Origin of the sequence: Thalassovita taeanensis (assembly GCF_900110775.1) — a bacterium.
GTDB lineage: Bacteria > Pseudomonadota > Alphaproteobacteria > Rhodobacterales > Rhodobacteraceae > Litorimicrobium > Litorimicrobium taeanense.
Window position 1 is genome coordinate 319166 of sequence record NZ_FOEP01000002.1, and the last position, 25007, is coordinate 344172.

General features: G+C 60.7%; 27 protein-coding genes. 3 read left to right on the plus strand and 24 right to left on the minus strand.

Features of this window, described 5'->3' with window-relative positions:
* Window positions 1-3 precede the first annotated feature (3 nt).
* From BSF79_RS03985 to BSF79_RS04005, 5 genes are all read right to left on the minus strand, one after another.
* On the minus strand, window positions 4-1326 hold the full coding sequence (locus BSF79_RS03985; RefSeq protein ID WP_090268503.1) for a TRAP transporter large permease: 1323 nt from the start codon (window positions 1324-1326) through the stop codon (window positions 4-6).
* Window positions 1323-1895, minus strand: coding sequence for a TRAP transporter small permease (locus BSF79_RS03990; RefSeq protein WP_245776310.1), 573 nt, complete (start codon window positions 1893-1895; stop codon window positions 1323-1325). The genes BSF79_RS03985 and BSF79_RS03990 overlap by 4 nt, the downstream gene beginning before the upstream one ends.
* Window positions 1896-1994: 99 nt before the next feature.
* Complete coding sequence (locus tag BSF79_RS03995; protein ID WP_090268508.1) at window positions 1995-3029, minus strand: TRAP transporter substrate-binding protein; 1035 nt, start codon at window positions 3027-3029, stop codon at window positions 1995-1997.
* A gap of 68 nt (window positions 3030-3097) precedes the next feature.
* Window positions 3098-3745, minus strand: coding sequence for a maleylacetoacetate isomerase (maiA, locus tag BSF79_RS04000; RefSeq protein ID WP_217650041.1), 648 nt, complete (start codon window positions 3743-3745; stop codon window positions 3098-3100).
* Entirely contained in the window at window positions 3742-4437 is a 696-nt protein-coding gene (locus BSF79_RS04005) for a fumarylacetoacetate hydrolase family protein (protein WP_090268510.1), read from the minus strand. Before BSF79_RS04005 ends, maiA begins: the two co-directional genes overlap by 4 nt.
* A gap of 232 nt (window positions 4438-4669) precedes the next feature.
* Here BSF79_RS04005 and BSF79_RS04010 point away from each other — a divergent pair, with 232 nt between their 5' ends.
* Window positions 4670-5083: a MarR family winged helix-turn-helix transcriptional regulator gene (locus BSF79_RS04010; protein WP_175545250.1), complete on the plus strand. Its 414-nt coding sequence runs from the start codon at window positions 4670-4672 to the stop codon at window positions 5081-5083.
* A gap of 130 nt (window positions 5084-5213) precedes the next feature.
* Here the strand turns inward: BSF79_RS04010 and BSF79_RS04015 are convergent, their stop codons facing one another.
* The 7 genes from BSF79_RS04015 to BSF79_RS04045 form a co-directional block, all read right to left on the minus strand.
* Window positions 5214-5792 carry a hypothetical protein gene (locus BSF79_RS04015; RefSeq protein WP_090268724.1) on the minus strand — a complete coding sequence of 193 codons (579 nt, stop codon included), beginning with the start codon at window positions 5790-5792 and terminating at the stop codon, window positions 5214-5216.
* Between the two features lie 302 nt (window positions 5793-6094).
* Window positions 6095-7084: an ABC transporter substrate-binding protein gene (locus tag BSF79_RS04020; RefSeq protein WP_090268517.1), complete on the minus strand. Its 990-nt coding sequence runs from the start codon at window positions 7082-7084 to the stop codon at window positions 6095-6097.
* Window positions 7085-7118: 34 nt separating this feature from the next.
* On the minus strand, window positions 7119-7958 hold the full coding sequence (locus BSF79_RS04025; protein WP_090268520.1) for an ABC transporter permease: 840 nt from the start codon (window positions 7956-7958) through the stop codon (window positions 7119-7121).
* Window positions 7958-8821, minus strand: a complete 864-nt coding sequence (locus BSF79_RS04030; protein WP_090268522.1) for an ABC transporter permease — start codon at window positions 8819-8821, stop codon at window positions 7958-7960. The genes BSF79_RS04025 and BSF79_RS04030 overlap by 1 nt, the downstream gene beginning before the upstream one ends.
* A 114-nt stretch (window positions 8822-8935) precedes the next feature.
* Window positions 8936-9727: an ABC transporter ATP-binding protein gene (locus BSF79_RS04035; protein WP_090268524.1), complete on the minus strand. Its 792-nt coding sequence runs from the start codon at window positions 9725-9727 to the stop codon at window positions 8936-8938.
* 85 nt (window positions 9728-9812) lie between these two features.
* Entirely contained in the window at window positions 9813-11273 is a 1461-nt protein-coding gene (hydA, locus tag BSF79_RS04040; protein WP_090268526.1) for a dihydropyrimidinase, read from the minus strand.
* A gap of 96 nt (window positions 11274-11369) precedes the next feature.
* Window positions 11370-12620 (minus strand): Zn-dependent hydrolase, encoded by a 1251-nt coding sequence (locus tag BSF79_RS04045; RefSeq protein WP_090268529.1) that lies wholly within the window; start codon window positions 12618-12620, stop codon window positions 11370-11372.
* 207 nt (window positions 12621-12827) lie between these two features.
* On the opposite strand from BSF79_RS04045, the gene BSF79_RS04050 reads away from it, so the two are divergent.
* A complete protein-coding gene (locus BSF79_RS04050; RefSeq protein WP_090268533.1) occupies window positions 12828-13454 on the plus strand; it encodes a TetR family transcriptional regulator C-terminal domain-containing protein in 627 nt (208 codons plus the stop codon).
* Window positions 13455-13534: 80 nt separating this feature from the next.
* Here the strand turns inward: BSF79_RS04050 and preA are convergent, their stop codons facing one another.
* Both preA and BSF79_RS04060 read right to left on the minus strand, forming a co-directional pair.
* Window positions 13535-14842, minus strand: a complete 1308-nt coding sequence (preA, locus tag BSF79_RS04055; RefSeq protein ID WP_090268536.1) for an NAD-dependent dihydropyrimidine dehydrogenase subunit PreA — start codon at window positions 14840-14842, stop codon at window positions 13535-13537.
* A 37-nt stretch (window positions 14843-14879) separates the two neighbouring features.
* Window positions 14880-16211: an NAD(P)-dependent oxidoreductase gene (locus BSF79_RS04060; RefSeq protein ID WP_090268539.1), complete on the minus strand. Its 1332-nt coding sequence runs from the start codon at window positions 16209-16211 to the stop codon at window positions 14880-14882.
* A 217-nt stretch (window positions 16212-16428) separates the two neighbouring features.
* Here BSF79_RS04060 and BSF79_RS04065 point away from each other — a divergent pair, with 217 nt between their 5' ends.
* Entirely contained in the window at window positions 16429-16959 is a 531-nt protein-coding gene (locus BSF79_RS04065; protein WP_090268542.1) for a TetR/AcrR family transcriptional regulator, read from the plus strand.
* Here the strand turns inward: BSF79_RS04065 and recO are convergent.
* The 10 genes from recO to rpoZ are packed head-to-tail and all read right to left on the minus strand — an operon-like array spanning window position 16927 to window position 24956.
* A complete protein-coding gene (recO, locus tag BSF79_RS04070; protein WP_090268544.1) occupies window positions 16927-17685 on the minus strand; it encodes a DNA repair protein RecO in 759 nt (252 codons plus the stop codon). The genes BSF79_RS04065 and recO overlap by 33 nt on opposite strands.
* A gap of 45 nt (window positions 17686-17730) precedes the next feature.
* Window positions 17731-18066 carry a DUF1491 family protein gene (locus BSF79_RS04075; protein ID WP_090268546.1) on the minus strand — a complete coding sequence of 112 codons (336 nt, stop codon included), beginning with the start codon at window positions 18064-18066 and terminating at the stop codon, window positions 17731-17733.
* A 4-nt stretch (window positions 18067-18070) separates the two neighbouring features.
* Complete coding sequence (gene era, locus BSF79_RS04080; protein ID WP_090268549.1) at window positions 18071-18973, minus strand: GTPase Era; 903 nt, start codon at window positions 18971-18973, stop codon at window positions 18071-18073.
* Entirely contained in the window at window positions 18970-19653 is a 684-nt protein-coding gene (gene rnc / locus BSF79_RS04085) for a ribonuclease III (protein WP_090268551.1), read from the minus strand. Before rnc ends, era begins: the two co-directional genes overlap by 4 nt.
* Window positions 19650-20480: a signal peptidase I gene (gene lepB, locus BSF79_RS04090; protein WP_090268553.1), complete on the minus strand. Its 831-nt coding sequence runs from the start codon at window positions 20478-20480 to the stop codon at window positions 19650-19652. Before lepB ends, rnc begins: the two co-directional genes overlap by 4 nt.
* A 57-nt stretch (window positions 20481-20537) precedes the next feature.
* On the minus strand, window positions 20538-20939 hold the full coding sequence (gene acpS / locus BSF79_RS04095) for a holo-ACP synthase (protein ID WP_090268555.1): 402 nt from the start codon (window positions 20937-20939) through the stop codon (window positions 20538-20540).
* A 1-nt stretch (window position 20940) separates the two neighbouring features.
* Complete coding sequence (locus BSF79_RS04100) at window positions 20941-21708, minus strand: pyridoxine 5'-phosphate synthase (protein WP_090268558.1); 768 nt, start codon at window positions 21706-21708, stop codon at window positions 20941-20943.
* Window positions 21709-21755: 47 nt separating this feature from the next.
* Window positions 21756-22418, minus strand: coding sequence for a DUF2062 domain-containing protein (locus BSF79_RS04105; protein WP_090268560.1), 663 nt, complete (start codon window positions 22416-22418; stop codon window positions 21756-21758).
* A gap of 17 nt (window positions 22419-22435) precedes the next feature.
* On the minus strand, window positions 22436-24568 hold the full coding sequence (locus BSF79_RS04110; RefSeq protein ID WP_090268562.1) for a RelA/SpoT family protein: 2133 nt from the start codon (window positions 24566-24568) through the stop codon (window positions 22436-22438).
* A gap of 31 nt (window positions 24569-24599) precedes the next feature.
* On the minus strand, window positions 24600-24956 hold the full coding sequence (rpoZ, locus tag BSF79_RS04115; protein WP_090268563.1) for a DNA-directed RNA polymerase subunit omega: 357 nt from the start codon (window positions 24954-24956) through the stop codon (window positions 24600-24602).
* Between the last annotated feature and the right edge of the window lie 51 nt (window positions 24957-25007).

A 25007-nucleotide genomic window follows, 5' to 3' on the forward strand; every position in this document is an offset into this window, starting at 1 on the left:
ATGTCAGTTAAACAAGCGCAAGAGGAACAGCGTGATGCCCGGGAACGCGACCAGAATGATCACCCGCACGATGTCCGAGGCAACGAAATACATCACCGCCTTATAGGTCTCGACCATCGGCGTCAGCCGATCCATCGAGTTGATAACAAACAGGTTCATCCCAACAGGTGGCGTGATCAACCCGACCTCGACCACGATCAGAACGATAATCCCGAACCAGATCGCCGTCTCGTCCAGCGTCATCCCGAAGTCCAGAACCGAGATGATCGGAAAGAAAATCGGGATCGTCAGCAGGATCATCGACAGGCTGTCCATCAGACAGCCAAACACCAGATACAGCAGCAGAATGATCGCCAAAATCACCCAAGGGCTATAGCCCAGACCAGCAACATAGTTCGACAGCTCCTGCGGCACCTGGCTCAGCGCCAAAAACCCGTTATAGAACGCCGCCCCCAGCACGATGAAAAAGATCATCGCCGTGTTGCGCGCCGTCGCCATGAAGCTTTCGATCAACGTGGCCCGGTTCAGCCCGCCATTGATCAGCGCGATCACACCGGTCCCGGCAGCCCCCACAGCGGCGCCCTCGGTCGGGGTGAAAATCCCCATATAGATCCCGCCGACCACCAGCAGGAACACCAGCAGAACCGGCCAGACATCGGCCAGCGCCTTGAACCGCTGCGCCATCGGCACAGGCTCGCGCACACCCGCCGCATCAGGATGGATCCGCACATAGATCGAGATCGTGATCATATAGCCGATCGCGGCCAGAATCCCCGGAATGAACGCGGCCAGAAACAGCTTGGCAATGTTCTGCTCGGTCAGGATCGCATAGATCACCAGGATCACCGAGGGCGGGATCAGAATGCCCAATGTGCCCCCCGCCGCCAGCGTCGCGGTCGAAAATCCCCCCGAATAACCATAGCGTCGCAATTCAGGCAGCGCGACCTGGCTCATCGTGGCCGCCGTCGCCAGCGACGATCCGCAGATCGACCCGAATCCGGCACACGCGCCCACGGCGGCCATCGCCACCCCGCCCTTGCGATGCCCCAAAAAGCTCTCGGCCGCTTTGAACAACGCCTGCGACATCCCGCCCAGCGTCGCAAAATGCCCCATCAGCAGGAACATCGGCACGATCGACAACGAATAGCTGGAAAACGTCGAATAGGTCTCGGTCTTCAGCTTGGCAAAGGCGACGTTGGTGCCGCCCGTGATGAAATACAGCCCGCCCAGTCCGGCAAGAAACATCGCCAGCCCGATCGGCACCCGCAGGAAAATCATCAGCAGCAGAACGGGAAAGGACGTCAGTCCGATTTCAAGGTTGGTCAATGCTCTGCTCCTCCGCCGACCGGAATGATCGTGCGCCCGCTCAGGGATTCGGCGATCCGAACGACCGCCATGTAAACCGCCACAACCGCGCTCACGACCGAGGCCGCGAAACTGGCGGCATAAGCCCACCAGATCGGGAATTGCAGCAAAAAGGTTGTCTCTTGATACCGCATTTTCGAATTCATCCCCTCATACAGCCGCCAGGCGATCAGGATCAGAACCAGTGCGAACACGATTTCCACCACCATCTGAATGGCCCGGTTCACCCGGCTCGACAGAACCGAGGTAAAAATATCGACCGTGGCATGACTACCGGTGATCTGACACAGCGGGATGAAGGCGAAAATGGCAAAGGCGATCCCGGCTTCAACCAGCTCGAAATCCCCCAATATAGGCCCGATCCCGGTGCCCAGAAGCGTCTTGGCAAAGCCACCAAGCAGCCCCTCAACCCAATCCGTATGCAGCAAAGTGTTCAGCGTCCGCCCGATCACCGACACGCAGGTCAGCAGGATCAACAGGGTCAGAACCACGCCACCCAACACCGCCATCGCACGCGCCAGGCCAGTCATGAAACGTTGCATAAATATCCTCGTCCTTGTTCAGGAGGGTTGGAACCGGGCCGCGGCAGGGATTACCCGCCGCGGCCCTTCGTCAACATACCGTTCGGCTTATTTGGTGTTCTTGGCAATCAGCGCTTTCGCCTGATCCAGCAACGCCTGCCCGTCAAAGCCCTTGGCATTCATTTCTTCGACCCACTCGCCAGCGATCGGCTCTGCGGCGGCCTTCCACTCGGCGACCTGCTCGGGTGTCAGCTCGATAATGTTGTTGCCACGGTCGACCGCGATCTGCATCGCCGGTTCGTCCGACGCCTGCATGACCTTGCCGGCCCAAGCGGATACATCGGCCCCCGAGTTGGCATCGATCACGGCTTTCAGATCATCGGGCATGCTTTCGTACTTTTCCTTGTTCATCGCGAAGATGAACGAGGTCGTGTACAGCGACTCATCCCCAAAGGTCGTGTGGTTGCCCACCAGTTCCGACACTTTCAACGCCGCGGTCACTTCCCACGGAATGACTGTCGCGTCGATAACACCTTTCGACAGGGCCTCGGGCACCGCAGGAACCGGCATCCCGATCGGGGTTGCGCCCAGCGAGCTGAACAGCATGTTGGTCACCCGCGTCGGCGCGCGCAGCTTCACACCGTTCAGATCCGCCACTGACGTGATCGGCGCTTTCGAGTGGATCACACCGGGGCCATGCACCCAAACCGCGATCACCTTGAACGGCGCGTAATCCTTGTCCAGCATGTTCGCCTCGGCAAACTCCCAATAGGCGCGGCTGGTGGCCTCGGCATTGGTCATCGTGAACGGCAGCTCGAACACTTCGGCCTGCGGGAACCGGCCGGGAGTATAGCCCACAACCGTCCAGACGATATCGGCGATCCCGTCCTGCACCTGCCCGATCAGCGCGGGCGGCTTGCCACCCAGCTGCATCGAGGGATAGCGCTCGATCTTGATCCGGCCCTGGCTTTCGGCCTCGACCTTGTCGGCCCACACGTCCAGCACCAGCTTGGGCACATTGGCCTGCGCCGGCAGGAACTGATGCATTTTCAGCGTCACTTCCTGCGCAAATGCGGTGGCGGATGTGCCCGCCAGAATCGCCGCAACCGCAACGCCACGCGCAACTGTTTTAAGAATTTTCATTGGTATTTCCTCCCTTGGATCGCTTTATATTCGCCCCGCATTCAGGGCGATATTCGTTCAGGCCCGGACTATTTTTCGAAATCCGGTTGCTGCGCCGGGTGCGCCTTGGCAAAGGCGGGCAACGCCGCGCAGGTGTCGTATATCTCATTCAGACGGGTCAGGTCGCTGATATCAACCCCGAACCGCTGCGCCGAGAAGATTTGTGGCACAAGACAAAGATCCGCCAACCCCGGTTCCTCGCCAAAACAGAACGCACTCCCGCCGCCCCGCTTTTGCAAAATATCCTCGCAGGCCTGCAACCCCTCGCCCAACCAGCGCGACAACCAGGCCTGCACCTGATCCTCGTCCAGCCGCAGATCGGCGCGCAGATACTGCAGCACCCGCAGGTTCTGCAGCGGATGAACCTCGCAGGCGATGACCTGTGCAAACGCCCGCACCTGCGCCCGCAGATCCTTGTCGCCCGGCAACAGCGGCACGTCGGGATATGTCTCGTCCAACCACTCGATGATGGCCAGGGACTGATACAGCTCCTGCCCGTCCTCGGTGATCAGCACCGGCAGCAGCTTCTGCGGATTGACCGCCGCAAACCCTGCCGCTTTCTGCTGGCCGCTCTTCAGATGCACGCTCTCGAAATCATACTCCAACCCCTTGAGGTTAAAGGCGATCCGGCAACGGTACGACGACGAGCTGCGGAAATATCCCATAAATCGCATCATTCCGGCTCTCCAATCGTCAGCACCACAGGCTCCAGCCCGCTGATCGCGCCATGTAACTCATTGCCCGGCACAACCGGCCCGACACCCGCAGGCGTCCCGGTATAGATCAGATCCCCCGGCATCAAATGGTAAAAGCGTGACAAATGGCTGATCAGTTCAGGGATCGACCAGATCAGATCGCTCAGAACGGCCTCTTGCGTCACCACACCGTCAACCGTCAGACGGATCTGCTGATCCGCGATGTTTCCGAAGGTGGCGGCAGGCGTGATCGCCCCGATCACCGCCGCATCCTCGAAATCCTTACCCAGATCCCAGGGGCGGCGCTTGTCCTTGCCCTGCTGTTGCAGATCGCGCCGCGTCATATCCAACCCGGCGGCATAGCCATAAACCGCTGCCATTGCATCGCCCTGCGTCACGCGAAATGCAGGTGCGCCAATCGCCACGACAAACTCCATCTCGTGATGGCAGTCGTTGGTTTCCAACGGATAGGGCACAGTTGCGCCGCTCAGACAGATGGCCCAGGGCGTCTTGGTGAAGTAAAACGGCGCCTCGCGGTCCACCTCGTGGCCCATTTCGGCGGCATGGGCGGCATAGTTGCGCCCGACGCAGAAAATCCGCCGCACAGGAAAGCCAACATCTTGCCCGCTGACAGGCACCATCGGCGGCGCAGGAAGCTCAAATAGCGGCTTCATTTCGCACCACGCCCCAAAGGAAGCAGCCAGACGACTTGCGAAAAACGGCACAAAGCAGGTAGGTTTTTCAACACGGCTCCTCCTCCCCAGGTTCGAGTGTTGCTCAATTCATCGATATGTATTCATATTGTTATAGGCTATGTCAATTTAATCTTGCGGCACCTTAATATTTAACCGACCGAACGGTCAAGCTTACCAAGGCGCGAAAATCAGGATGCTACAGTTCAACACCATGCCCGGGCACCTTGTCAGGCGCGCACATCAGGTGGCCACCGCCATCTTTGTCGAACAGATGACGAAAGAGGGCCTTGATATCACACCCTTTCAGTTTGCGGCCCTGTCGGCGATCCAGATGCAGCCGGGGCTGGATCAAGCCACCGCCGCCGCATGGACCGCCTGTGATCGCGCCACCATGGGCGGCGTGCTGGACCGGTTGGTTGAAAAGGGTCTGGTGCTGCGTCAGATCTCGGACAAAGACCGCCGCGCCCGCGTGCTGCACCTGACCGATTCGGGTCGCGCGATCCTGCAAAAGGCAGAAACCGTCGCGCTTGCCATCCAAGACAGCCTCACCCAAGGTCTCAACCCGCAAGAGCGCGACATCCTAGTCGACCTGCTGCAACGCGTCTGCGACAACCACCCAAAGTAACCGCGCATCAAAAAGGGCCGGTCACACGGACCAAACCCCTTGCCAGATGTGCCGTAAATCGCGCCAACCGGGCGGCGTGATCATTTCCCGACCGGCGGCTTTGATCCCTAAGCGGACTCGACAGAAGGGGTCATTCACTCCACGCGTGCACATGCACGTCACGGCCCGAGTGGCCCTTCATTATCTTGGTGGCCACATCTTCACGCTCCTTATCGGACACCCGCACCCACAGAAGAATGCCGCCGTGTTCAATCTGGTTCGTATAGTAGTCCTTGTGGTGCTTGCCGACCCGACGTGCCAGCAGCGTTCCTATCACGGTGGCGGGACTGCCACCGATCGCAATCGCGGCGATGGACGCAGCCAACGTGCTGGCGGGCGTCAGCATCGCGGCCATGGCGATGAACGAGCCAAGAAAAAGAAAACCACCGACAATAGCACCTTCAAGCTCTCCAATCGCTTCTTCCGACACGAAGGCCGCGCGTGGCGCATTGGGGTCGTCCTCCAATTCGGACGTACGCCAGTATGCTTTACCCAGCTTTTCCTCCAGAATCTCCTGCCGGGCCAGCAGACTGATGTCATACCGACTGAAACCAACCATTCGCAGATCATAGAAGGCGCGCTGAAGGTCTTCGAAGGTGTCAAACACACCTACGGCCTCTGGAATGTCGATAACTGTGGTTCTGCGTTCGCTTTCATCTTGATTAGTCATTGGCGTCACCTTCTTTCTCACCTTGGCTGCACGACCTTTGTATTCAGAACGCTCTGGCAACGCGTTGATCGGAATCAACCTCGCCAGTGTAGCAATATGATAACAGCTCCCAGAGCAGGTCCGGCGGCGGCCTCAGGCGTTCAGATCGCCAATCGGGGCATTGCGGCCCTGTACCGCAACGATGTCAGCACATCAGACACCTGACGCAACAACGCGCGCGTCTGGAGTATGGAGCCTAGCGGCCCACAAACGGAAAGGGCCGGTCACTCGGACCGGCCCCCTGTCTTGTCAGATCAAACGCCTTAGTGCAGCGCTTTATCCGTGATCGCGTGGGTCCATGCGCCCTCGGGTGCCTTGCTGATGACCGGGTCCGACCCGCCCGCCAGTAGCGACGCCACCGTGCGCTCGTAATCAGCCACGTCCAGCGCGCCATTCGAACCGGCGGTCAGCTTGGCGACCTCTGCCATCATCCGCTTCTGATGCGCTTCGGTCTGTGCGCCCGACGCATCGTTGTCCAGAACGATCATCGCCGCGTCATCCGGGTTCGCTTCTGCCCACTTCCAGCCCTTCATCGACGCGCGCACAAAGCGCACCATCTTGTCCTCGAAGGCCGGATCTTTCAGGTTCTCTTCCATGACATACATGCCATCCTCAAGCGTCGCGACGCCCTGATCTTCGTACTTGAACACCACCAGATCGTCCGGCGTCAGACCCGCATCGATGATCTGCCAGTATTCGTTATAGGTCATGGTCGACACGCACGCCGCCTGCCCCTGCAGGATCGGATCGACGTTGAAGCCCTGCTTCAGAACCGTCACGCCACCTTCGGACCCATCGGTCGCCAGACCCAGCTTGCTCATCCAGCTCAGGAACGGATACTCGTTGCCGAAGAACCAAACGCCCAGCGTCTTGCCCGCGAAATCCGCAGGCGTCTCGATGCCTGCATCCTTGCGGCACGTCAGCATCATCCCCGACGACTTGAACGGCTGCGCGATGTTCACCAGCGCCAGACCCTTTTCGCGGCTCGCCAAGGCCGACGGCATCCAGTCCAGAACCACATCAGCCCCGCCGCCCGCAATCACCTGCGCCGGTGCGATATCCGGACCGCCCGGCTTGATCGTGACGTTGAGGTCCTCTTCACCGTAGAACCCTTTGTCCAGCGCCACGTAATAGCCCGCGAACTGCGCCTGCGTGACCCACTTCAACTGCAGCGTCACGTCGTCCGCCGCCTGCGCCATTCCGGCCCAGACCCCAAGCGCCGCCACACCCAGCGTTTTCATCATTGTTTTCATTGTCATACTCTCCTTGTTGAACTGAATTATTTGCTCAGCCTCGTTGTGACGGGTGCCAGAACGTCACTGCTTTTTCCAGCAATGCGACCCCGCCATAAAATGCCGACCCCACAATCGCCGCCACGACGATCTCGGCCCAGACCAGATCCAGCGCCAGCTGCCCCACCGAAGTGGAAATGCGGAACCCCATGCCCCGGATCGGCGAGCCAAAGAACTCCGCCACGATAGCACCGATCAGCGCCAGCGTAGTGGCAATCTTCAGCCCGTTGAAAATGAACGGCATCGCCGCAGGCAGCCGCAGCCGAAACAGCATCTGCCAGTATCCCGCCGCATAGGTCCGCATCAGGTCGCGCTGCATTGTGTCGGTCGCCTGCAACCCCTGCACCGTGTTCACCAGCATCGGGAAGAACACCATGACCACGACCACCGCCGCCTTGGATTGCCAGTCGAACCCGAACCACATCACCAGAATCGGCGCCATGCCGATCACCGGCAAAGCCGCCACGAAATTGCCCACCGGCAGCAACCCGCGTTGCAGGAACGGAAACCGGTCCACCGCCACCGCCACCAGAAACGCCGACCCGCAGCCGATGACATATCCCGACAACGCGCCCTTCAGCACCGTCTGCACGAAATCCTGCCACAGAATGCCGGTCGAGGCCGCGAACCGCACCGCAATCGCCGTAGGCGTCGGCAGCAACACCGGCGAGATGTCAAACCCGCGCACCACGCATTCCCAGATCACGATCAGCGTCACACCAAAGATCACCGGCACCGCCAGCGCAACCGACCGTGTCTTCGGCAACCGCGCCAACCAGACATTCGCCGCCCAGCCGACGATCCACGCAACAAGCCCCAAAACAATCCAGCCCATCACGCCATCCCCATCCGCTTCAGCGTGATCCGCTGGATCACCCCGATGAGCGCCACCAACGCGGCCGCCAAAGCCGCCGCCATCAACAGCGCACTCCAGATCTGAATGGTCTGCCCATAGTAACTGCCCGCCAGCAGACGCGCGCCCAATCCGGCCACGGCCCCCGTCGGCAATTCACCCACGATCGCGCCCACCAGACTGGCCGCCATCGCCACCTTCAGCGAGGTAAACAGATACGGCATCGACGAGGGTAACCGCAGCCGCCAGAACGTCTGGTTGCCGCTGGCATTCCACGTCCGCATCTGGTCCAGCTGCATATGGTCCGGGCTACGCAGCCCCTTCACCATGCCGACCACAACCGGGAAAAACGACAGATACATCGAAATCATCGCCTTCGGCAGCAACCCCGAGATACCAACCGCGTTCAGCACCACGATAATCATCGGCGCAATCGCCAAAATCGGTATCGTCTGGCTGGCGATGATCCACGGCATCACGCTCATGTCCATCACCCGGTTGAATACGATCCCCACCGCCAAAGCGATCCCCAGCGCGGTGCCCATGGCAAAGCCCAGCAAGGTCGCACTCAGCGTGATCCAGCTGTGAAACACCAGCGACCGTTTCGAGGTCACACTCTTCAGCGCCGTGGTCTTCCAGATTTCCGCCACCACCTGATGCGGCGCCGGCAGCTTCGGCTTGTCCTGCGCCCAGGTATCCGCCACCAGCTCGGAAAAGCTCAACTCGACCCCGGCCCGTTTCGCCCGGTCCTGCGCCCATGGCGCATTCAGCGCTACCGCTGCGGCGTACCACAGTACAAAGATCATCGCGACAACCGCGACCACCGGAAGAACAGCCCGCCTCATGCGCCCGCCCCCCCGGTCATTTCGCAACCGCTGCGCGGCTCAGACCATACGCTGCCGTATATGCATGTAGTGTGCATGTCATGTGCATGGCCCGTGCAGCCGGTTTTTGCCGCCTCATTCATCATAAGCATGCCCCGCGCGCAGCCCTTCGCGAACCCGGTGGGCGATCTCCAGAAACTCCGGCGTGTCGCGAATATCCAGCGGTCGGTCCCGTGGCAAAGTGCTCTCGATCACATCGGTAATCCGCCCCGGACGCGGGCTCATCACCACGATCCGCGTGCTCAGATACACCGCTTCGGGGATGGAATGTGTAACGAATCCAATGGTTTTGTTGGTCCGCTTCCACAGCTGTAACAGTTGCTCGTTCAAATGGTCGCGCACGATTTCATCCAGCGCGCCAAACGGCTCGTCCATCAGCAACAGGTCGGCATCAAACGCCAACGCCCGCGCGATACTCGCCCGCTGCTGCATCCCGCCCGACAGCTGCCATGGGAATTTCTTTTCAAATCCAGACAGTTCCACCAGATCCAGCACCCGGCTCACCCGCTCTGCCTGCTCGGCCTTGTCATAGCCCATGATCTCCAGCGGCAGCCGGATATTGCCCCCGATCGTGCGCCAGGGATACAGCCCCGCCGCCTGAAAAACATAACCATAAGCCCTTGATTTTCTGGCTTCTTCCGGGCTGACACCGTTCACGGTGATATCACCGCTGGTTGGCTTTTCCAGATCCGCCATCACCCGCAGGAACGTGGTCTTGCCACAGCCCGACGGCCCGATAAAGCTCACAAAATCACCCTTGTGGATGTCCAGCGTCACGTCTTTCAGCGCATGCACCGGCCCGTCATTCGTCTGGAACGTAAGCCCCAGATTCTTTGCGCTGATCACAGTTTCCGTCGTCAATCCCATCACTCCGTGCCACGGTCAAATGCCGCAGTCTTTTCTTTATTATCATCATGTTGCGCCCCGAAAATCCTCCGAGGCGCGCGGTGCATCAGATCCCTGCAGGGATATTCATCGGGTCGCGTTTGATCATCTTCGGCGCGCTCAGCTCTTTCCATTTCGACAGCGCCACGCTGGCCGAGTTGAACGCCGGGCGCGGCACAAACCGCCCCCGTCCCGGCTGCGGCTGGCTGTTTTGCCCCCACGCCCAGATCACCTCGCCCCGGCTCAGCGTATAGCGCGACTGTGCCGACACGTTGAAACCCTCGAACACGTTGTAATCAAGGATGGAATGGTGGTTGCTTGCGCTGATCGTCTTGCTGATTTTTGGGTCCCAAACCACGATATCGGCGTCGGCCCCTTCCACAATCGCCCCCTTCTTGGGATAGATGTTGAGGATCTTCGCCACATTGGTGCTGGTCGCGGCGACAAACTCGTTCGGTGTCAGCCGCCCGGTTTCCACGCCTTGGGTCCACAGCACCGCCAGCCGCTCTTCCAGCCCGTTCGATCCGTTTGGAATCAAACAGAAATTATCCTTGCCCATCAGCTTTTGCTCAGACGTGAACGCCGCATGATCGGTGGCCACGACCTGCAAGCTGCCCGACTGCAAACCGGCCCACAGGCTGTCCTGATGGTCCTTGTTGCGGAACGGCGGGCTCATCACTCGACGCGCCGAATGCATCCAGTCGCCGGTAAAATACTCGGATTCATCCAATGTTAAGAATTGTATGAGAGGTTCACCGTAAACCCGCATGCCTTTTTGCCGCGCCCGACGAATCGCTTCGTGGCTCTGCTCACAGGAAACATGCACAATATACAGTGGCACACCCGCCGCATCGGCGATGGTAATCGCCCGGTTCGCCGCCTCGCCCTCGAACTCCGCCGGGCGGGAATACGCGTGGCCCTCTGGCCCGGTGATCCCCTCGGCCAGCATTTTTTCCTGCATCGCCGCGACCAGATCACCGTTCTCGGCATGCACCATCGGCAAAGCGCCCAGTTCGCGGCAGCGTTGGAAGCTGGCGAACATCTCGTCATCCTCCACCATCAACGCACCCTTATAGGCCATGAAGTGCTTGAATGAGTTCACGCCCATATCCACGGCGTCCTTCATCTCGTTGAAAACATTCTCGTTCCAACCAGTGATCGCCATGTGATAGCCGACGTCCGAACAAATCTGTGGCGCCGATTTGCGGTGCCATTCATTAATCGCGTTCTTGATACTGCCATCTTCGCCCGGCAGGCAGAAATCGACGACCATCGTCGTCCCCCCCACCGCCGCGGCCCAGGTGCCGGTCTCAAACGTTTCGGCCGCCGTGGTGCCCATGAACGGCATTTCCAGGTGGGTATGGGGATCAATCCCGCCGGGGATCACATAGGCCCCCTCGGCGTCGATATATTCGTCACCAACCAGATCCTCGCCGATCTGCTTGATCGTCTCGCCCTCGATCAGCACATCCGCTTTCCACGTCCGATCCGCCGTACAGACCAGCCCGCCCTTGATCACCTTGCTCATCTCAATCCTCCTTGTCGGCCAAGCGCACCGGGCGCTCTTTCATCTTGCCACACATGCTTTGCGGGCCCGGGGGCAACGCCCCAAGGCGAGCCGCATTTATTCAACGATCTCAGCGGTCTCGACCACTGCATGAAGCAACACATCCGCGCCCGCCGTGGCCCAGTCTTTCGAAATCTCTTCCGCTTCATTGTGCGAAAGACCGTCCACACAGGGGCACATCACCATCGCCGTTGGCGCCACCTGATTGACCCAGCACGCATCATGCCCCGCGCCGGAAATCAGGTTCATATGGCTATAGCCCAACCGCTCGGCCGCATTGCGCAACGCCGTGACACATCCTTCATCAAAGGCCACCGGATCGAATCCGCCAACCTTCTCGAACTCTACGCCCAGCCCCATGTCTGCGCAAATTTTCGTGGCACCCGCCTTCAGCTGCGCCTCCATATCCTCGATCACGCTCAGATCGGGCGACCGGAAGTCAACGGTGAACACCACTTTGCCGGGGATCACGTTGCGCGAGTTGGGATAGACATCAATATGCCCCGCTGCCCCCACCGCATGCGGCGCGTGACCCCATGCAATCTCGTCCACCAGCTCAAGCACTTTGGCCATGCCCAGCCCGGCGTTTTTGCGCATCGGCATCGGGGTTGATCCGGTGTGAGCGTCCTTGCCGGTGATCGTCACCTGGGTCCAACTCAGCCCCTGACCATGCGTGACAACACCGATATCCTTGCCCTCAGCCTCCAGAATCGGCCCCTGCTCGATGTGCAGTTCGAAAAACGCGTGCATCTTGCGGGCGCCGACAACTTCGTCGCCCTTCCAGCCGATCCGCGCCAACTCGTCGCCGAAGCTTTTGCCCTCGGCATCCTCGCGTGCATAGGCCCAATCCTGCGTATGCACCCCGGCGAATACGCCCGAGGCCAACATCGCAGGCGCAAACCGCGTGCCCTCTTCGTTGGTCCAGTTGGTGGCCACGATCGGATGTTTGGTCTTGATCCCAAGATCGTTCAGCGTGCGGATCAATTCCAGCCCTGCCAGAACGCCCAACACACCATCGTATTTGCCCCCGGTCGGCTGGGTGTCCAAATGGCTGCCGACATAGACCGGCAGCGCCTCAGGGTCGGTGCCCGGACGCATGGCAAACATGTTGCCCATCGTGTCCACGCCCATTGAACATCCCGCCGCTTCGCACCATGTCTGAAACAGCGCGCGCCCCTCGGCGTCTTCGTCGGTCAAGGTCTGCCGATTGCATCCCCCGGCCACGCCCGGCCCGATCAAGGCCATTTCCATCAGGCTGTCCCACAGACGGTCACCATTGATTTTCAGATTTTCACCCGGCGCAGACATGCGGATCCCCTCATCTTAGTCCAAGCAAGGGGCCTTTTGCGCATCGGCTGGAGAGCGATGCCCCCTTGCTGCTTTTTTACCATTTGGTAAAGTGACGATTGCGAACACAATGCCGACTGTCAAGCCAAGTCTTGGATCGACCTGCCAGCCACGACGCCGTATTTATTGAGCGATGAATTTCGCATCACTTTAGAAAAAGGCCAGTGCATGACCAGTTACAGCCCCGTCCCCGAGAAGAAACACAGCCGCATTCAGCTGCGCAATCGCAAGCGGATCATCGACGCCGCACTCGAGGTGTTTTCGCAGCATGGGTATCGCGGCGCAACGCTGGATCAGATCGCCGAGCAGGCCGGGCTGTCGAAGCCAAATATCCTGTATTACTTCGACGGCAAGGAAGCGATCCACGTCACCTTGCTGAACAAGCTGATGGAAACCTGGCTGGACCCGCTGGCCAAGATGGATCCCGACGGCGATCCCTTGGACGAAATCCTTGGATACATGCATCGAAAAATGCAGATGAGCCGCAAATTCCCCCGTGAAAGCAGGCTCTTCGCGAATGAAATCCTGCAAGGCGCGCCGCGCATGGGGCCGCATCTTGAAAGCGGATTAAAGCCTCTGTTCGAGGAAAAAGTCGCGCTGATCCAGTCGTGGATGGACGATGGAAAACTGGCCGCTTCCGACCCCCGCCACCTGATTTTCTCGATCTGGGCCACGACCCAGCACTATGCCGATTTCGAGGCGCAGGTCTCGGTCCTGACCAAGGGCGACAAGGCGGTTTTTCCGGGGGCCGAGGCCTATCTCGACACGCTGTTCCGCAAGGTGCTGGAGCCCTGATTCCCGCGCAGTTCCCCGCAAAATGAAAAGGCCCCGGAGCGCTCCGGGGCCTTTCCTGCAATCCGACAAACGCGCCGGGGTTATTCTGCGGCGCAGGTCGCGCCGGGGTTGTTGGGGTGGGTTGTCCAGTTGGCATATTCTTCCGACACAACCGCGCCGGTACGCTCGTCCAGCTTGCCCGGTGCGACGCGTTCCATGGTGATGCAGTCCTCAACCGGGCAGACATTCACACACAGGTTGCAGGCCACGCATTCGTCGTCCTTGACGGTGAACACCCGGTCATCCGACATCTCGATCGCCTGATGGCTGGTGTCTTCGCACGCGGCATAGCAACGCCCACAACTGATGCAATCATCCTGATTGATCTTGGCCTTGGCGACATAGTTCAGGTTCAGATACTGCCAATCGGTCACGTTTGGCACCGCCCGCCCGATCAGTTCCGAGGTCGAGGTCATTTCCTTGCGATCCATGTAATCGCTCAGGCCCGAAATCATCTCCTGCACCACTTTGAAGCCATAGGTCATGGCCGCTGTACAGACCTGCACATTGCCCGCGCCCAGCGTCATGAACTCTGCCGCATCGCGCCAGGTGGTCACGCCGCCAATGCCGGAAATCGGCAGGCCATGCGTTTCCGGGTTGCGGGCTATCTCGGCCACCATGTTCAGCGCGATCGGCTTGACCGCCGGGCCGCAATACCCGCCATGTGTGCCCTTGCCGTCAATCATCGGCTCGGGTGCGTAATCATCCAGATCGACCGATGTGATCGAGTTGATCGTGTTGATCAAGCTCACCGCATCTGCTCCGCCACGCTTTGCCGCCTCTGCGGGCTTGCGGACATCGCTGATGTTCGGCGTCAGTTTGACGATACACGGCATCCGGCTGTATTTTTTCACCCAGCGCGTAACCATCTCGATATATTCCGGCACCTGCCCGACGGCACTGCCCATGCCGCGCTCGGCCATGCCATGCGGGCAGCCAAAGTTCAGCTCGACGCCGTCCGCCTCGGTATCCTCGATCCGCTTGAGGATATCACGCCAGCTTTCTTCGTCGCAGGGCACCATCAGGCTAATGATCAGCGCCCGATCCTTATAGTCGCGCTTGACCTGCTTGATTTCACGCAGGTTCACCTCCAGCGGCCGGTCGGTGATCAGCTCGATGTTGTTCAAACCCAGAAGACGGCGATCCGCCCCCCAGATCGCGCCATACCGCGGGCCATTGACGTTGACGACGGGCGGCCCTTCGGACCCCAGCGTTTTCCAGACCACGCCGCCCCAACCGGCCTCGAAAGCGCGGCGGACGTTGTATTCCTTGTCGGTTGGCGGCGCCGAGGCCAGCCAGAATGGATTTGGGGATTTGATCCCGATAAAATCAGTGGTGAGATTGGCCATCAGCTGGTCTCCGTGTTGTGTGTCAGAAGGACGAGGCTCAGCCCGCCGCCGTCATCAATTGCGCATGCATATCCATCGCCGCATCGCGGCCCTCGGCCACGGCTGTCACCGTCAGGTCATCACCACCGCTGGCGCAATCGCCCCCGGCCCAGACCCCCGAAACGCTGGTGCGCCCGGTCTCAGTCACCGCAATCTTGCGGCCTTCCAAAGCAGGCAGGTTGCTGCCCTCCAGCGTCTGACCAATCGCCTTGAACACCTGATCAGCCGGAAGCCGGAACGTCTGCCCGGTCGGGGTCAGATCATCGTCGGAATACTCAAACTCGATCTCGCGCACCGAACCATTTCCATGCACAGCTACCGGCGACGCATTTGTGATGATCCGCACTCCCTTAGAGGCCGCCAAATCCTGCTCGAACTGGCTGGCGTTCATCCGATCGCGACCCCGGCGATACACCAGACTGACATTCAGCGCGCCCAGCAGCTTGGCTTGCACTGCCGCATCCACGGCCGTCATGCCCCCACCGATCACCACGACATCGCGGCCCACCGGCAGCCCGGACAGATCGCTGGACTGGCGCAATTCGGCGATGAAATCGACCGCATCCAACACGCCATCCTTGTCCTCGCCCACAACCCCAAGCGCGTTCACCCCGCCCAGGCCGATGCCAAGAAACACCGCATCAAAATCGGCCTGTAGCTGGCTCATCTCCAGCCCCATTCCAAGCGCCTTGCCGGTCTCAATCGTGATGCCGCCGATCTTCAGCAGCCATTGCACTTCTTTCTCGGCAAAGTCGCCCGCGGATTTATAGGCGGCGATCCCAAATTCGTTCAGCCCCCCCGCCTTCGCGCGCGCATCATAAACCGTCACCTCATGGCCCAGCATCGCCAAACGGTGCGCACAAGACAGGCCCGCAGGCCCCGCGCCAACCACTGCCACCCGCTTGCCGGTCGCGGCGGCACGGGTGAACGGATGCACATCCTTGGCCATCAGAACATCGGTGGCATAACGTTGCAGATTGCCGATCTCGACCGGCTTGCCCTCGGCGGTTTCGCGCACGCAAACCTCTTCGCACAGGGTCTCGGTCGGGCAAACGCGGGCACACATGCCGCCCATGATATTCTGCGTCAGGATCGTTTTGGCCGCCGCATCGGGCGTGCCCGTGGCGATCTGCCGGATGAACAGCGGGATATCAATATCCGTTGGACAGGCCGTCGCACAGGGTGCGTCATGGCAGAAATAGCACCGATCCGCTGCCACCAACGCCTCGTGATGGTCCAGCGGCGGATGCAGGTCCGAGAAATTTGCGGCGTATTGATCCGCCCCCATTCGACCGGCCACAATCCCCGGCGTCAGTGCGCTTTCAGTCATTCCAACCTCCACAGTTTTATTTGTTGAAGGCAGTATTCCACGATTCCATTTTTTATCAACTGGTAAAAAAACATCCCGCAGATAAACTGCGGCGCAGATCCGGTTCTGCCCGAAAAAGTGGCAAACGGGGGTATCCAGCCCGCGCCGGGATGTGACATTTACGCCCTGCGGCGGATCTGCGTTTGCGCCCCTAAATACGCAGACGTATGGATAAGCCATGACAAACAAGCCCCGCCTTTCCAAAACCGACTGGTTGCATGCCGGTTTCACCGCCCTGACACAGGACGGCCCCGAAGCCTTGAAGGCAGAACCATTGGCGCGACGCCTGAACACCACAAAGGGTTCGTTTTATTGGCATTTCGCCGATGTCCCGGCCTTTCACACCGCGATGCTGGACCAGTGGCAGGAACAAACCGCCCCTCCTCCTGCGGCATTGGACGCCGAACCAACCCCCGCTGCCAAGCTGCGCAAACTCAGCCAGATCATCGCCGGACAAGACGGCGTCGACCCGGCGATTCGCGCTTGGGCGCGGGGCAATCCGGGCGTCGCCGACCGTCTGGCGCAGGTCGATGTGCTGCGTCTGGCACGGCTTTCCGATCTGTTGCACGATACCGGCATCACCAACCCCGATTGGGCGCGGATCATCTATGCCGCTGCCATCGGCGCCGAAGATCTGGCGCTGCGCGATGGCCACGACAGCACCGGCCCGCTGGGATCACTGATCGATCTGGTGCTGGCGCTGCGCTAAGCCGCCACGCCGCGAAAGCCCATCCACAAACCTTTGCCGCGCGCCTGGAAAAGGCCGCTGGCCGGTCTGATCCGTCAGATGCTGTCGCAAGAAATGCCCCGTTGTCACCAGCCCCGCCGCGACCTCGCTGTCCGGCGCCTCGGTCCCGCCCAGAAAACACGGCGGCAGCGGCAACAATCGGTCCACCCACTCCCCCGCGCCCTCAGCCGACACCGCCCGCCCACTGCGCGGCGAGACAAAGTCAAGCCGCTCGTTCACCCCGGTCACGGCGCAGCGGCTCAGGTCCAGCCCGTACCCAAGCTCCTCCAGCAGCGCCAATTCCCACCTAAGATAGGCCAGCGGCCAGACCGAATATTCATCAAGAATATCCAGCAAAGCCTCGGTTCGGCGGTACAGTGACAGATGCGCCTCGCGTTCGGGCAGCGCATGGATCAGCAGTGACGTCACCGCGCTCATCCCCTCCAGCGCCTGCCGGTCCGACATCACAATTGCGGATCGGCTGCGCAGCGGTTCAACGGTGAAACTGCCGATATGATCCTCAAGCCGCGCACGCCAACTGACAGACAGCTGCGCACCGGGTTGCAGGATCGGCGCGATCTTGCGGCTGGTCGCCCCGCGCAGCACACCGACATGTCGGCCACGGCTTGGCGTGAACAGCTCAAGAATAGCGGCACTTTCACCGTGCCGCCTGATCCCCAGCAGAATACCTTCGTCGCGCCATTCCATCCTGCCACTATTCACGCACAGGGATCGCTTGCAAGCCCCGGCGCGTCAGTCCGACAGGCCCGGCTGTTCCAGCAAATGCCGCCCGGCGCGATCCTCGACCTCGATCACCCACAGATCAGGATCAAACCCGCGCTGCCTGCGAATGGCGGCATCCACCTGCGGCTCGTCCCCCTCGGTCAGCACAACCCACGTCCGCGCGCCGCTCATCAGATCGAAACTGCGCTGATATGCACGGGCCTGACCGTCCAGCGTGTTCAACTTGACCAGAACGGTCCCTGCGGAATCGTCGCCATGCGCCACGACAAACGCCGGAATATCCGCCAGCCTCAGCCGCGACAGATAGGCATCAACCCAGAACCGCGCCGTCAGCCGGGTCGTCACGAGCTCAGTTCCCGTCCTTGAAATCCAGCCCCATCTCGGAATACCGCTCGGCCTCGTCCTGCCAGCCGGTCCGCACCTTCACCTGAAGGAACAGATGCACACGCCGCCCCAGAAACTCTTCCAGCTCCTCGCGCGCGGCCTTGCTCACGCCCTTGATCGTCTCGCCCTTGTTGCCCAGCACGATGCCCTTGTGGCCATCGCGCATGACATAGATCACCTGATCAATCCGGGCCGAGCCATCCGGGCGCTCTTCCCAGTTCTCGGTCTCGACCGTCAACTGATAGGGCAGCTCCTGATGCAGCCGCAGCGTCAGCTTTTCGCGGGTCATTTCGGCGGCAATCATCCGCATCGGCAAATCGGCGATCTGATCCTCGGGGTACAACCACGGCCCCTCGGGCAGCTCGCCCGCCAACCATTCGCGCAGATCGGCCACGCCGTATCCCTTCTCGGCAGAGATCATGAACGTGTTGGCAAAGGTGAACCGCTCGTTCAGCTCTTTCGACAGACCCAACAGAACCTCGGCCTTGACCCGGTCGATCTTGTTGATCGCCAAGGCCACCTTGCGGCCCTTCCCGATGTCTTCCAGACCTTCCAGAATCCGCGTCACCCCGTCGGTGATGCCGCGATGCGCTTCGACCATCAGCACCACCACATCCGCATCCGCTGCCCCGCCCCAGGCCGCCGCCACCATCGCACGGTCCAACCGGCGTTTCGGCGCGAACAGGCCGGGCGTGTCCACGAACACGATCTGCGTCTCACCCTCGATCGCCACCCCGCGAATACGGGCGCGCGTGGTCTGAACCTTATGCGTCACGATCGAGACCTTGGCCCCCACCATCCGGTTCAACAATGTCGATTTCCCTGCGTTCGGCTCACCGATAAGGGCCACGAATCCGGCGCGTGTCATGCGCTCTCCAATCTATCCAAAAGAGCCTTGGCGGCGGCCTGTTCGGCCTGCCGCTTCGACCCGGCCTCGGCCTGAGCATGCTCGCCATTGGCCAATTCTGCGGAAATGGTGAAGACGGGCGCATGATCCGGCCCGCTGCGCTTCACCTCGATGTATTTCGGCGGCGGAAAACCGCGCCCCTGCGCCCATTCCTGAAGTGCTGTCTTGGCGTCGCGAGCGTCTTCCTCGACCTTCAGGATCCGCTTGCCCCAAAGCTGCAACACCATCTCGCGCGCCGCCTCGAACCCGCCATCCAGATAGACCGCGGCAATCACCGCCTCCATCGCGTCGCCCAGCAGCGCCAGCTTGCGCCGCCCGCCTGACAGCATCTCCGACCGCCCCAGCTTCAGCACATCCCCCAAAGCGATCTGCCGGGCCACATCCGCACAGGTTTCCTTGCGCACCAGCGCATTGAAACGCGGCGCAAGCTGGCCCTCGCTGGCGCCCCGGTCATGCTTCAGCAGGGCATCGGCCATCACCAGCCCCAGAACCCGGTCGCCCAGAAACTCCAGCCGCTGATTGTCGTCTCGTGTGGCGGACGACATCGACGAATGAGTGACCGCGCGGACCAGCAACTCAGGGCGGGTGAACCGATACCCGATCCGGCCTTCAAAGGCCTTCAGATCGGCCGACAGCTTCACTCAACCGCCCGGAAAAAGCGATCGCTGCGCCAGGTCCAGAACGCCAGCATCGACCGACCCGCAGACGAGAACATGATGCGATCCGCACGACCGATCAGGTTTTCATAGGGCACAAAGCCGACCCCGCCCGCCTGTTGCGGTACCCGGCTGTCGGTGGAATTGTCGCGGTTGTCACCCATGAAGAAATAATGCTCCTGCGGCACGGTATAGATCGGCGTGTCATCCAACGCCTGCCGTCCGATGTTCAGGATATCATGTTTCACGCCATTCGGCAGCGTTTCTATCTGGCGCGACTTCATGCAGGTGCCGCCGGTACCCACCGGGCCGTTTTCACAGCGCGGCCGCAGGCCTTGCGGCCCCTGCGCCTTGGCGATCTCTTCGAATACTCCGGCGTCCTCAAGCTTAACCGGCGTGCCGTTGATGATCAGCACCCCGTTCTTCACCTGCACCGTATCGCCGGGCAGACCGATCAGCCGCTTGATGTAATCCAGACCCGTCACCGGATGACGGAACACCACAACATCGCCGCGCTCGGGTTCGCCACCCAGAATACGGGTATTGTCGCCATCAATGACACCGCAAATATTCTTGGCATCTATCACGAACCCGCCCAGCCGAACCGTCGGGCACGACGCATAGGAATAGCCATAGGCCATCTTGTTGACGAACAGGAAATCCCCGATCAACAGCGTGTCCTTCATCGACCCGGACGGAATCCAGAACGGCTGAAAGAACAGCGTGCGGAAAACGCCCGCGATCAGCAGGGCATAAACCACCGTCTTGATGGTCTCGACCACTGCATTACCTTTTTTGGCGTCAGATGCCATCGGGCGTTTCTCCTGAATACCTGTTGATTGGCTACATGAGGGGCAGGGCAAAGGGTGTCAAGCCAATGGCCGCGCTTCGATCACCACAAAGGCCTGTGCCCAAGGGTGATCGTCGGTCAGGGTCACGTGGATGATCGCCTCGTGCCCCGGTGGTGTCATCGTCTCCAGACGCTCTTTGGCCCAGCCCGTGACCTCCATCACCGGCTGGCCGCTGCGCAGGTTGCTGACCGCCATGTCGCGCCATGAAATCCCCATGCGCAACCCGGTCCCAAGCGCCTTGGAGCACGCCTCTTTCGCGGCCCAGCGTTTGGCATAGGTCCCCGCCACATCCTTGCGCCGATCAGCCTTGCGCTGCTCGACCTCGGTGAACACCCGGTTGCGAAACCGATCGCCGAACCGCTCCAGCGTGCCGGCGATCCGTTCGATATTGGCCAGATCGGTGCCGATCCCCAAAATCACGTCACACCCTTTCAGCCGTGACCGCCCGCGCCGCGTCCATCAACCGGCGCATTTCGGTAATCGCTGGCACCAGCCCGCGGAAAATCGCCTCGCCGATGATGAAATGGCCGATATTCAGCTCCATCACCTCGGGGAACTCGGCGACCGGCTGCACCGTGTCATAGGTCAACCCATGACCCGCGTGCACCTCCAGCCCCAGCGCATGGCCCAATGCCGCCATCTCGCGCAGTTTCTCCAACTCCGCGTCGCGCTCGTCAAACCGCGCTTCGGCATGCGCATCGCAATAGGCCCCGGTGTGCAGCTCGATCACCTGCGCACCGATCCGCGCCGCCGCCTCGATCTGCCGCAAATCCGCCGCGATGAAGATCGATACGCGGCATCCCGCCTCGCGCAGCGGCGCGATGAAATGCGCCAGCTTGTTTTCCTCACGCGCCACTTCCAGCCCGCCTTCGGTGGTGCGTTCCTCGCGCTTTTCCGGCACGATACACACCGCATGCGGCTGGTGGCGCAGGGCGATCTTCTGCATCTCGTCCGTCGCCGCCATCTCGAAGTTCAGCGGCACCGACAGCACCTGCATCAAGCCTTCGATATCGGCATCCGAAATATGCCGCCTATCCTCGCGCAAATGCGCCGTAATGCCATCCGCCCCGGCCTCTTCGGCCAGCTTCGCCGCGCGCAGCGGATCGGGATAGGCCCCGCCGCGTGCATTGCGCACCGTTGCCACATGGTCGATATTTATACCAAGGCGCAGTTTTCCCAAAGGCTGCATCGCCTTCTCCTTTGAACAAGTGTGCATCATCCCCGTCGCGGGCGACCCTAGTCGGCTTTCGGCCCGCCGTCAGCCTGTCGATGCGCTTTTTTCTTCAGCGCCGCCAGCTTGGCTTTCAGCACCCCCTTGCGGCGCTTCTGATAGGCGCGGATCAACGGCACACTCAGGTAATAGGCGATCAACCCGGCGATAAGGCCCGGAATGATCCCGCCAATCATGTAGGGGAAAAACACCTCGTGATAAAACACACCCAGATTGTGCCAATCCATGTCGCGATCTGTGAACATCGCGACGAAATTATCCTTCAGGTCCGCCCCGGCATCCAGAAACTTCCCCCCCAACGAGCGATGCACCTCTTCGCCGTCGTGCGGGCCACGCCCCAACAGGAAATACCCCATCCGCATCGAAATCACGCCGATCGGCAAATAGGTCAGCGGATTACCAAAAAACGTTCCCAGCAGCGCCGCCAGAACATTGCCCCGCATGATCAGCGCCAAGCCGCCCGCGACCACAAAATGTATGCCGTAAAACGGGGTGAAGGTGGTGAAGACGCCGGCGAAAATCCCGCGCGCGATCTTTTCAGGTGGATCAGGCAGCCGGTGCAGCCGGTGCTTGACGTAACGCGCCGCACGCCCCCAACCGCCACGCGGCCAGAAGAACTCCAGCACGATCTGCCAGATCGGCCGTCTGTCGCGCCTTTTGAAGACCAAGGGTCTCCCCCCTCCTGCTACCCAGTATGAGTGCCATGCCGGGATGGGTCCCGGTGCCGACGAATGGCGGCCACATCGCTTTCCGCTTCCAGCGCGGACATAACCGAATGAAGATGTTCGGCGTCGCGCAAATCAACATCAACCAGCAACCGGTAAAAATCAGGTTTTCGATCAAGAAATTGCAAGTCCGAGATATTGGCCTTTTGCTCGCCAATCAATGTGCAAATTCGCCCCAGCACACCTGCGTCGTTCCCAATCGTCAAATCCAGCGTCGCGGTATGGATCGGCGGGTGCTTGCCCGAATGCCAATGCAGATCCATCCAGCGCTGCGGCTGATCCTCATACGCCGTCAGCGCCTCGCAGTCGATGGCATGCACAACCACGCCCTTGCCGCGATAGGTGATGCCGACGATCCGTTCGCCCGGCAGCGGCTGGCAACATTTGGCCATGTTGAATTTCTGGTCCGGCGAAAGCCCGACCACCGCGCGGGTCATCTCGATCGCGTCCGAGCCACCGTCGGTCAGCTCGGGGTACACCGCATGAACCACTTCGCGTGCCGTCAATTCGGCACTGCCCATCCGCGCCAGCAACGTGTCGCGCCCATCCAGCCTCAGGTTCCGCGCCGCGGTTTCCAGCGCCTTGTCCGTCGCCTTCTTGCCAACATGATCAAAGGCAGATCGCGCCAGCTCGCGGCCCAGTTTGACAAACCGCCCACGATCGACCTCGCGCAGCGCCCGGCGGATCGCCGCCTTGGCCTTGCCGGTGGTGGCAATCTCAAGCCAGGTCGCCTGCGGCACCTGCCCTTCGGCGGTGATGATCTCGACCGATTGGCCGTTCTTGACCCGCGTCCACAGCGGCACCCGCATCCCGTCGATCTTGGCGCCCACGCAGGCGTTGCCGATCCGCGTATGGATCGCATAGGCGAAATCAATCGGCGTGGCGCCTTTCGGCAGCTTCACAACTTCGCCCTTGGGCGTGAAGCAAAACACCTTGTCGGAATACATCTCAAGCTTGACCGCTTCGAGGAACTCGTCGTGATCCTCTTCCGCGCCCATCTGCTCGGTCAGACTGGAAATCCACTTTGCCGGATCAACGGCAAACGGGTTCTGGCTGCGCACCCCGTCGCGGTATGACCAATGCGCCGCCACCCCGGTTTCAGCGACATCATGCATCTGCCCCGTGCGGATCTGCACCTCGACCCGCTTGCCATCGCGCCCTGACACCGTCGTGTGGATCGAGCGATAGCCATTGGATTTCGGCTGGCTGATGTAATCCTTGAACCGCCCCGGCACCGCACGCCACCGCTGGTGGATCGCCCCCAGCGCGCGGTAGCAATCTTCCTCGCTGCCCGTGATCACCCGAAACCCATAGATATCGGACAGCCGGGAAAACCCGATGTCCTTCTCCTCCATCTTGCGCCAGATCGAATAGGGCTTCTTGGCGCGGCCAAACACCTGCGCCTCGATCCCCGCCTTTTCCATCTCGTGCCGCATGTCGCCGGTGATGCGGTGGATCACATCGCCGGTTTCCTTCTGCAACATCACGAAACGGCGCATGATGCTGGCGCGTCCCTCGGGGTTCAGCACCTTGAAGGCCAGATCTTCCAGCTCTTCACGCATCCACTGCATCCCCATCCGGCCAGCCAGAGGGGCGAAAATTTCCATGGTCTCGCGGGCCTTCTGGGCCTGCTTTTCCGGCCGCATCGCCTTGATCGTGCGCATATTGTGCAGCCGGTCCGCCAACTTGACCAGAATCACCCGCAGGTCCTTGGACATTGCCATGAACAGCTTGCGGAAATTCTCGGCCTGCTTGGTTTCCGAACTCGACAGTTGCAGATTGGTCAACTTGGTGACCCCATCCACCAGATCGGCCACCTCGCGGCCAAACCGCCGCTCGACCTCAGGGTACGAGGCTTTGGTGTCCTCGATCGTGTCGTGCAGCAGTGCGGTGATGATCGTGGCGTCGTCCAGCCGCTGTTCGGTCAGGATGGCGGCAACCGCAACGGGGTGGGAAAAATAGGGCTCGCCCGAATGCCGGACCTGCCCCTCGTGCATGGCAAGACCAAATGCATACGCATCGCGCAAAAGCGCTTCGTTGGTCTTGGGGTTATAGTTGCGGACCAGAGCGATCAGGTCATCAACCGCGATCATTCCATCCGCATCCCGTGCAATCGAAACAGGGTCAGCCCTGCCCCTGTGCTTCCATAAGCTGACGCAGCAGCATTTCTTCCGACATGTCGTCGACCGCCGGCTTGTCCTGCTCGCCGCCCCCCATCAGAAGCGCCATCGAATCATCTTCGGGCTCATCAACTTCGATCTGGGTCTGGTTGCTTTCGATCAGGCGCTCGCGCAGATCGTCGGCCGATTGGGTCTCTTCCGCAATCTCGCGCAGGGCGACAACGGGGTTTTTATCGTTGTCACGATCCACGGTTAGGCTGGCACCGGATGCGATTTCACGCGCACGATGCGCGGCAAGCATCACCAGTTCGAACCGGTTCGGAACCTTGTCTACGCAGTCTTCAACGGTAACGCGGGCCATGGGACACTCCAATCATCGGGTGGTCAGTTTAGAAGGCGTGTGTTTACGGCG

What these genes read in the sequence shown, in the direction of transcription:
- lepB (WP_090268553.1), bottom strand. Translation starts at nt 20,480, where the DNA reads ATGGCATCTGACGCCAAAAAAGGTAATGCAGTGGTCGAGACCATCAAG.
- BSF79_RS04100 (WP_090268558.1), bottom strand. Translation starts at nt 21,708, where the DNA reads ATGCAGCCTTTGGGAAAACTGCGCCTTGGTATAAATATCGACCATGTG.
- maiA (WP_217650041.1), bottom strand. Translation starts at nt 3,745, where the DNA reads ATGATGCGATTTATGGGATATTTCCGCAGCTCGTCGTCGTACCGTTGC.
- recO (WP_090268544.1), bottom strand. Translation starts at nt 17,685, where the DNA reads ATGGAATGGCGCGACGAAGGTATTCTGCTGGGGATCAGGCGGCACGGT.
- BSF79_RS04030 (WP_090268522.1), bottom strand. Translation starts at nt 8,821, where the DNA reads ATGAGGCGGGCTGTTCTTCCGGTGGTCGCGGTTGTCGCGATGATCTTT.
- BSF79_RS04050 (WP_090268533.1), top strand. Translation starts at nt 12,828, where the DNA reads ATGACCAGTTACAGCCCCGTCCCCGAGAAGAAACACAGCCGCATTCAG.
- BSF79_RS03995 (WP_090268508.1), bottom strand. Translation starts at nt 3,029, where the DNA reads ATGAAAATTCTTAAAACAGTTGCGCGTGGCGTTGCGGTTGCGGCGATT.
- BSF79_RS03990 (WP_245776310.1), bottom strand. Translation starts at nt 1,895, where the DNA reads ATGACTGGCCTGGCGCGTGCGATGGCGGTGTTGGGTGGCGTGGTTCTG.
- BSF79_RS04035 (WP_090268524.1), bottom strand. Translation starts at nt 9,727, where the DNA reads ATGGGATTGACGACGGAAACTGTGATCAGCGCAAAGAATCTGGGGCTT.
- BSF79_RS04015 (WP_090268724.1), bottom strand. Translation starts at nt 5,792, where the DNA reads ATGACTAATCAAGATGAAAGCGAACGCAGAACCACAGTTATCGACATT.
- hydA (WP_090268526.1), bottom strand. Translation starts at nt 11,273, where the DNA reads ATGAGCAAGGTGATCAAGGGCGGGCTGGTCTGTACGGCGGATCGGACG.
- era (WP_090268549.1), bottom strand. Translation starts at nt 18,973, where the DNA reads ATGACACGCGCCGGATTCGTGGCCCTTATCGGTGAGCCGAACGCAGGG.
- BSF79_RS04060 (WP_090268539.1), bottom strand. Translation starts at nt 16,211, where the DNA reads ATGACTGAAAGCGCACTGACGCCGGGGATTGTGGCCGGTCGAATGGGG.
- rpoZ (WP_090268563.1), bottom strand. Translation starts at nt 24,956, where the DNA reads ATGGCCCGCGTTACCGTTGAAGACTGCGTAGACAAGGTTCCGAACCGG.
- BSF79_RS04110 (WP_090268562.1), bottom strand. Translation starts at nt 24,568, where the DNA reads ATGATCGCGGTTGATGACCTGATCGCTCTGGTCCGCAACTATAACCCC.
- BSF79_RS04005 (WP_090268510.1), bottom strand. Translation starts at nt 4,437, where the DNA reads ATGAAGCCGCTATTTGAGCTTCCTGCGCCGCCGATGGTGCCTGTCAGC.
- BSF79_RS04045 (WP_090268529.1), bottom strand. Translation starts at nt 12,620, where the DNA reads ATGTCTGCGCCGGGTGAAAATCTGAAAATCAATGGTGACCGTCTGTGG.
- preA (WP_090268536.1), bottom strand. Translation starts at nt 14,842, where the DNA reads ATGGCCAATCTCACCACTGATTTTATCGGGATCAAATCCCCAAATCCA.
- BSF79_RS04010 (WP_175545250.1), top strand. Translation starts at nt 4,670, where the DNA reads ATGCCCGGGCACCTTGTCAGGCGCGCACATCAGGTGGCCACCGCCATC.
- BSF79_RS04065 (WP_090268542.1), top strand. Translation starts at nt 16,429, where the DNA reads ATGACAAACAAGCCCCGCCTTTCCAAAACCGACTGGTTGCATGCCGGT.
- BSF79_RS04025 (WP_090268520.1), bottom strand. Translation starts at nt 7,958, where the DNA reads ATGGGCTGGATTGTTTTGGGGCTTGTTGCGTGGATCGTCGGCTGGGCG.
- BSF79_RS04020 (WP_090268517.1), bottom strand. Translation starts at nt 7,084, where the DNA reads ATGAAAACAATGATGAAAACGCTGGGTGTGGCGGCGCTTGGGGTCTGG.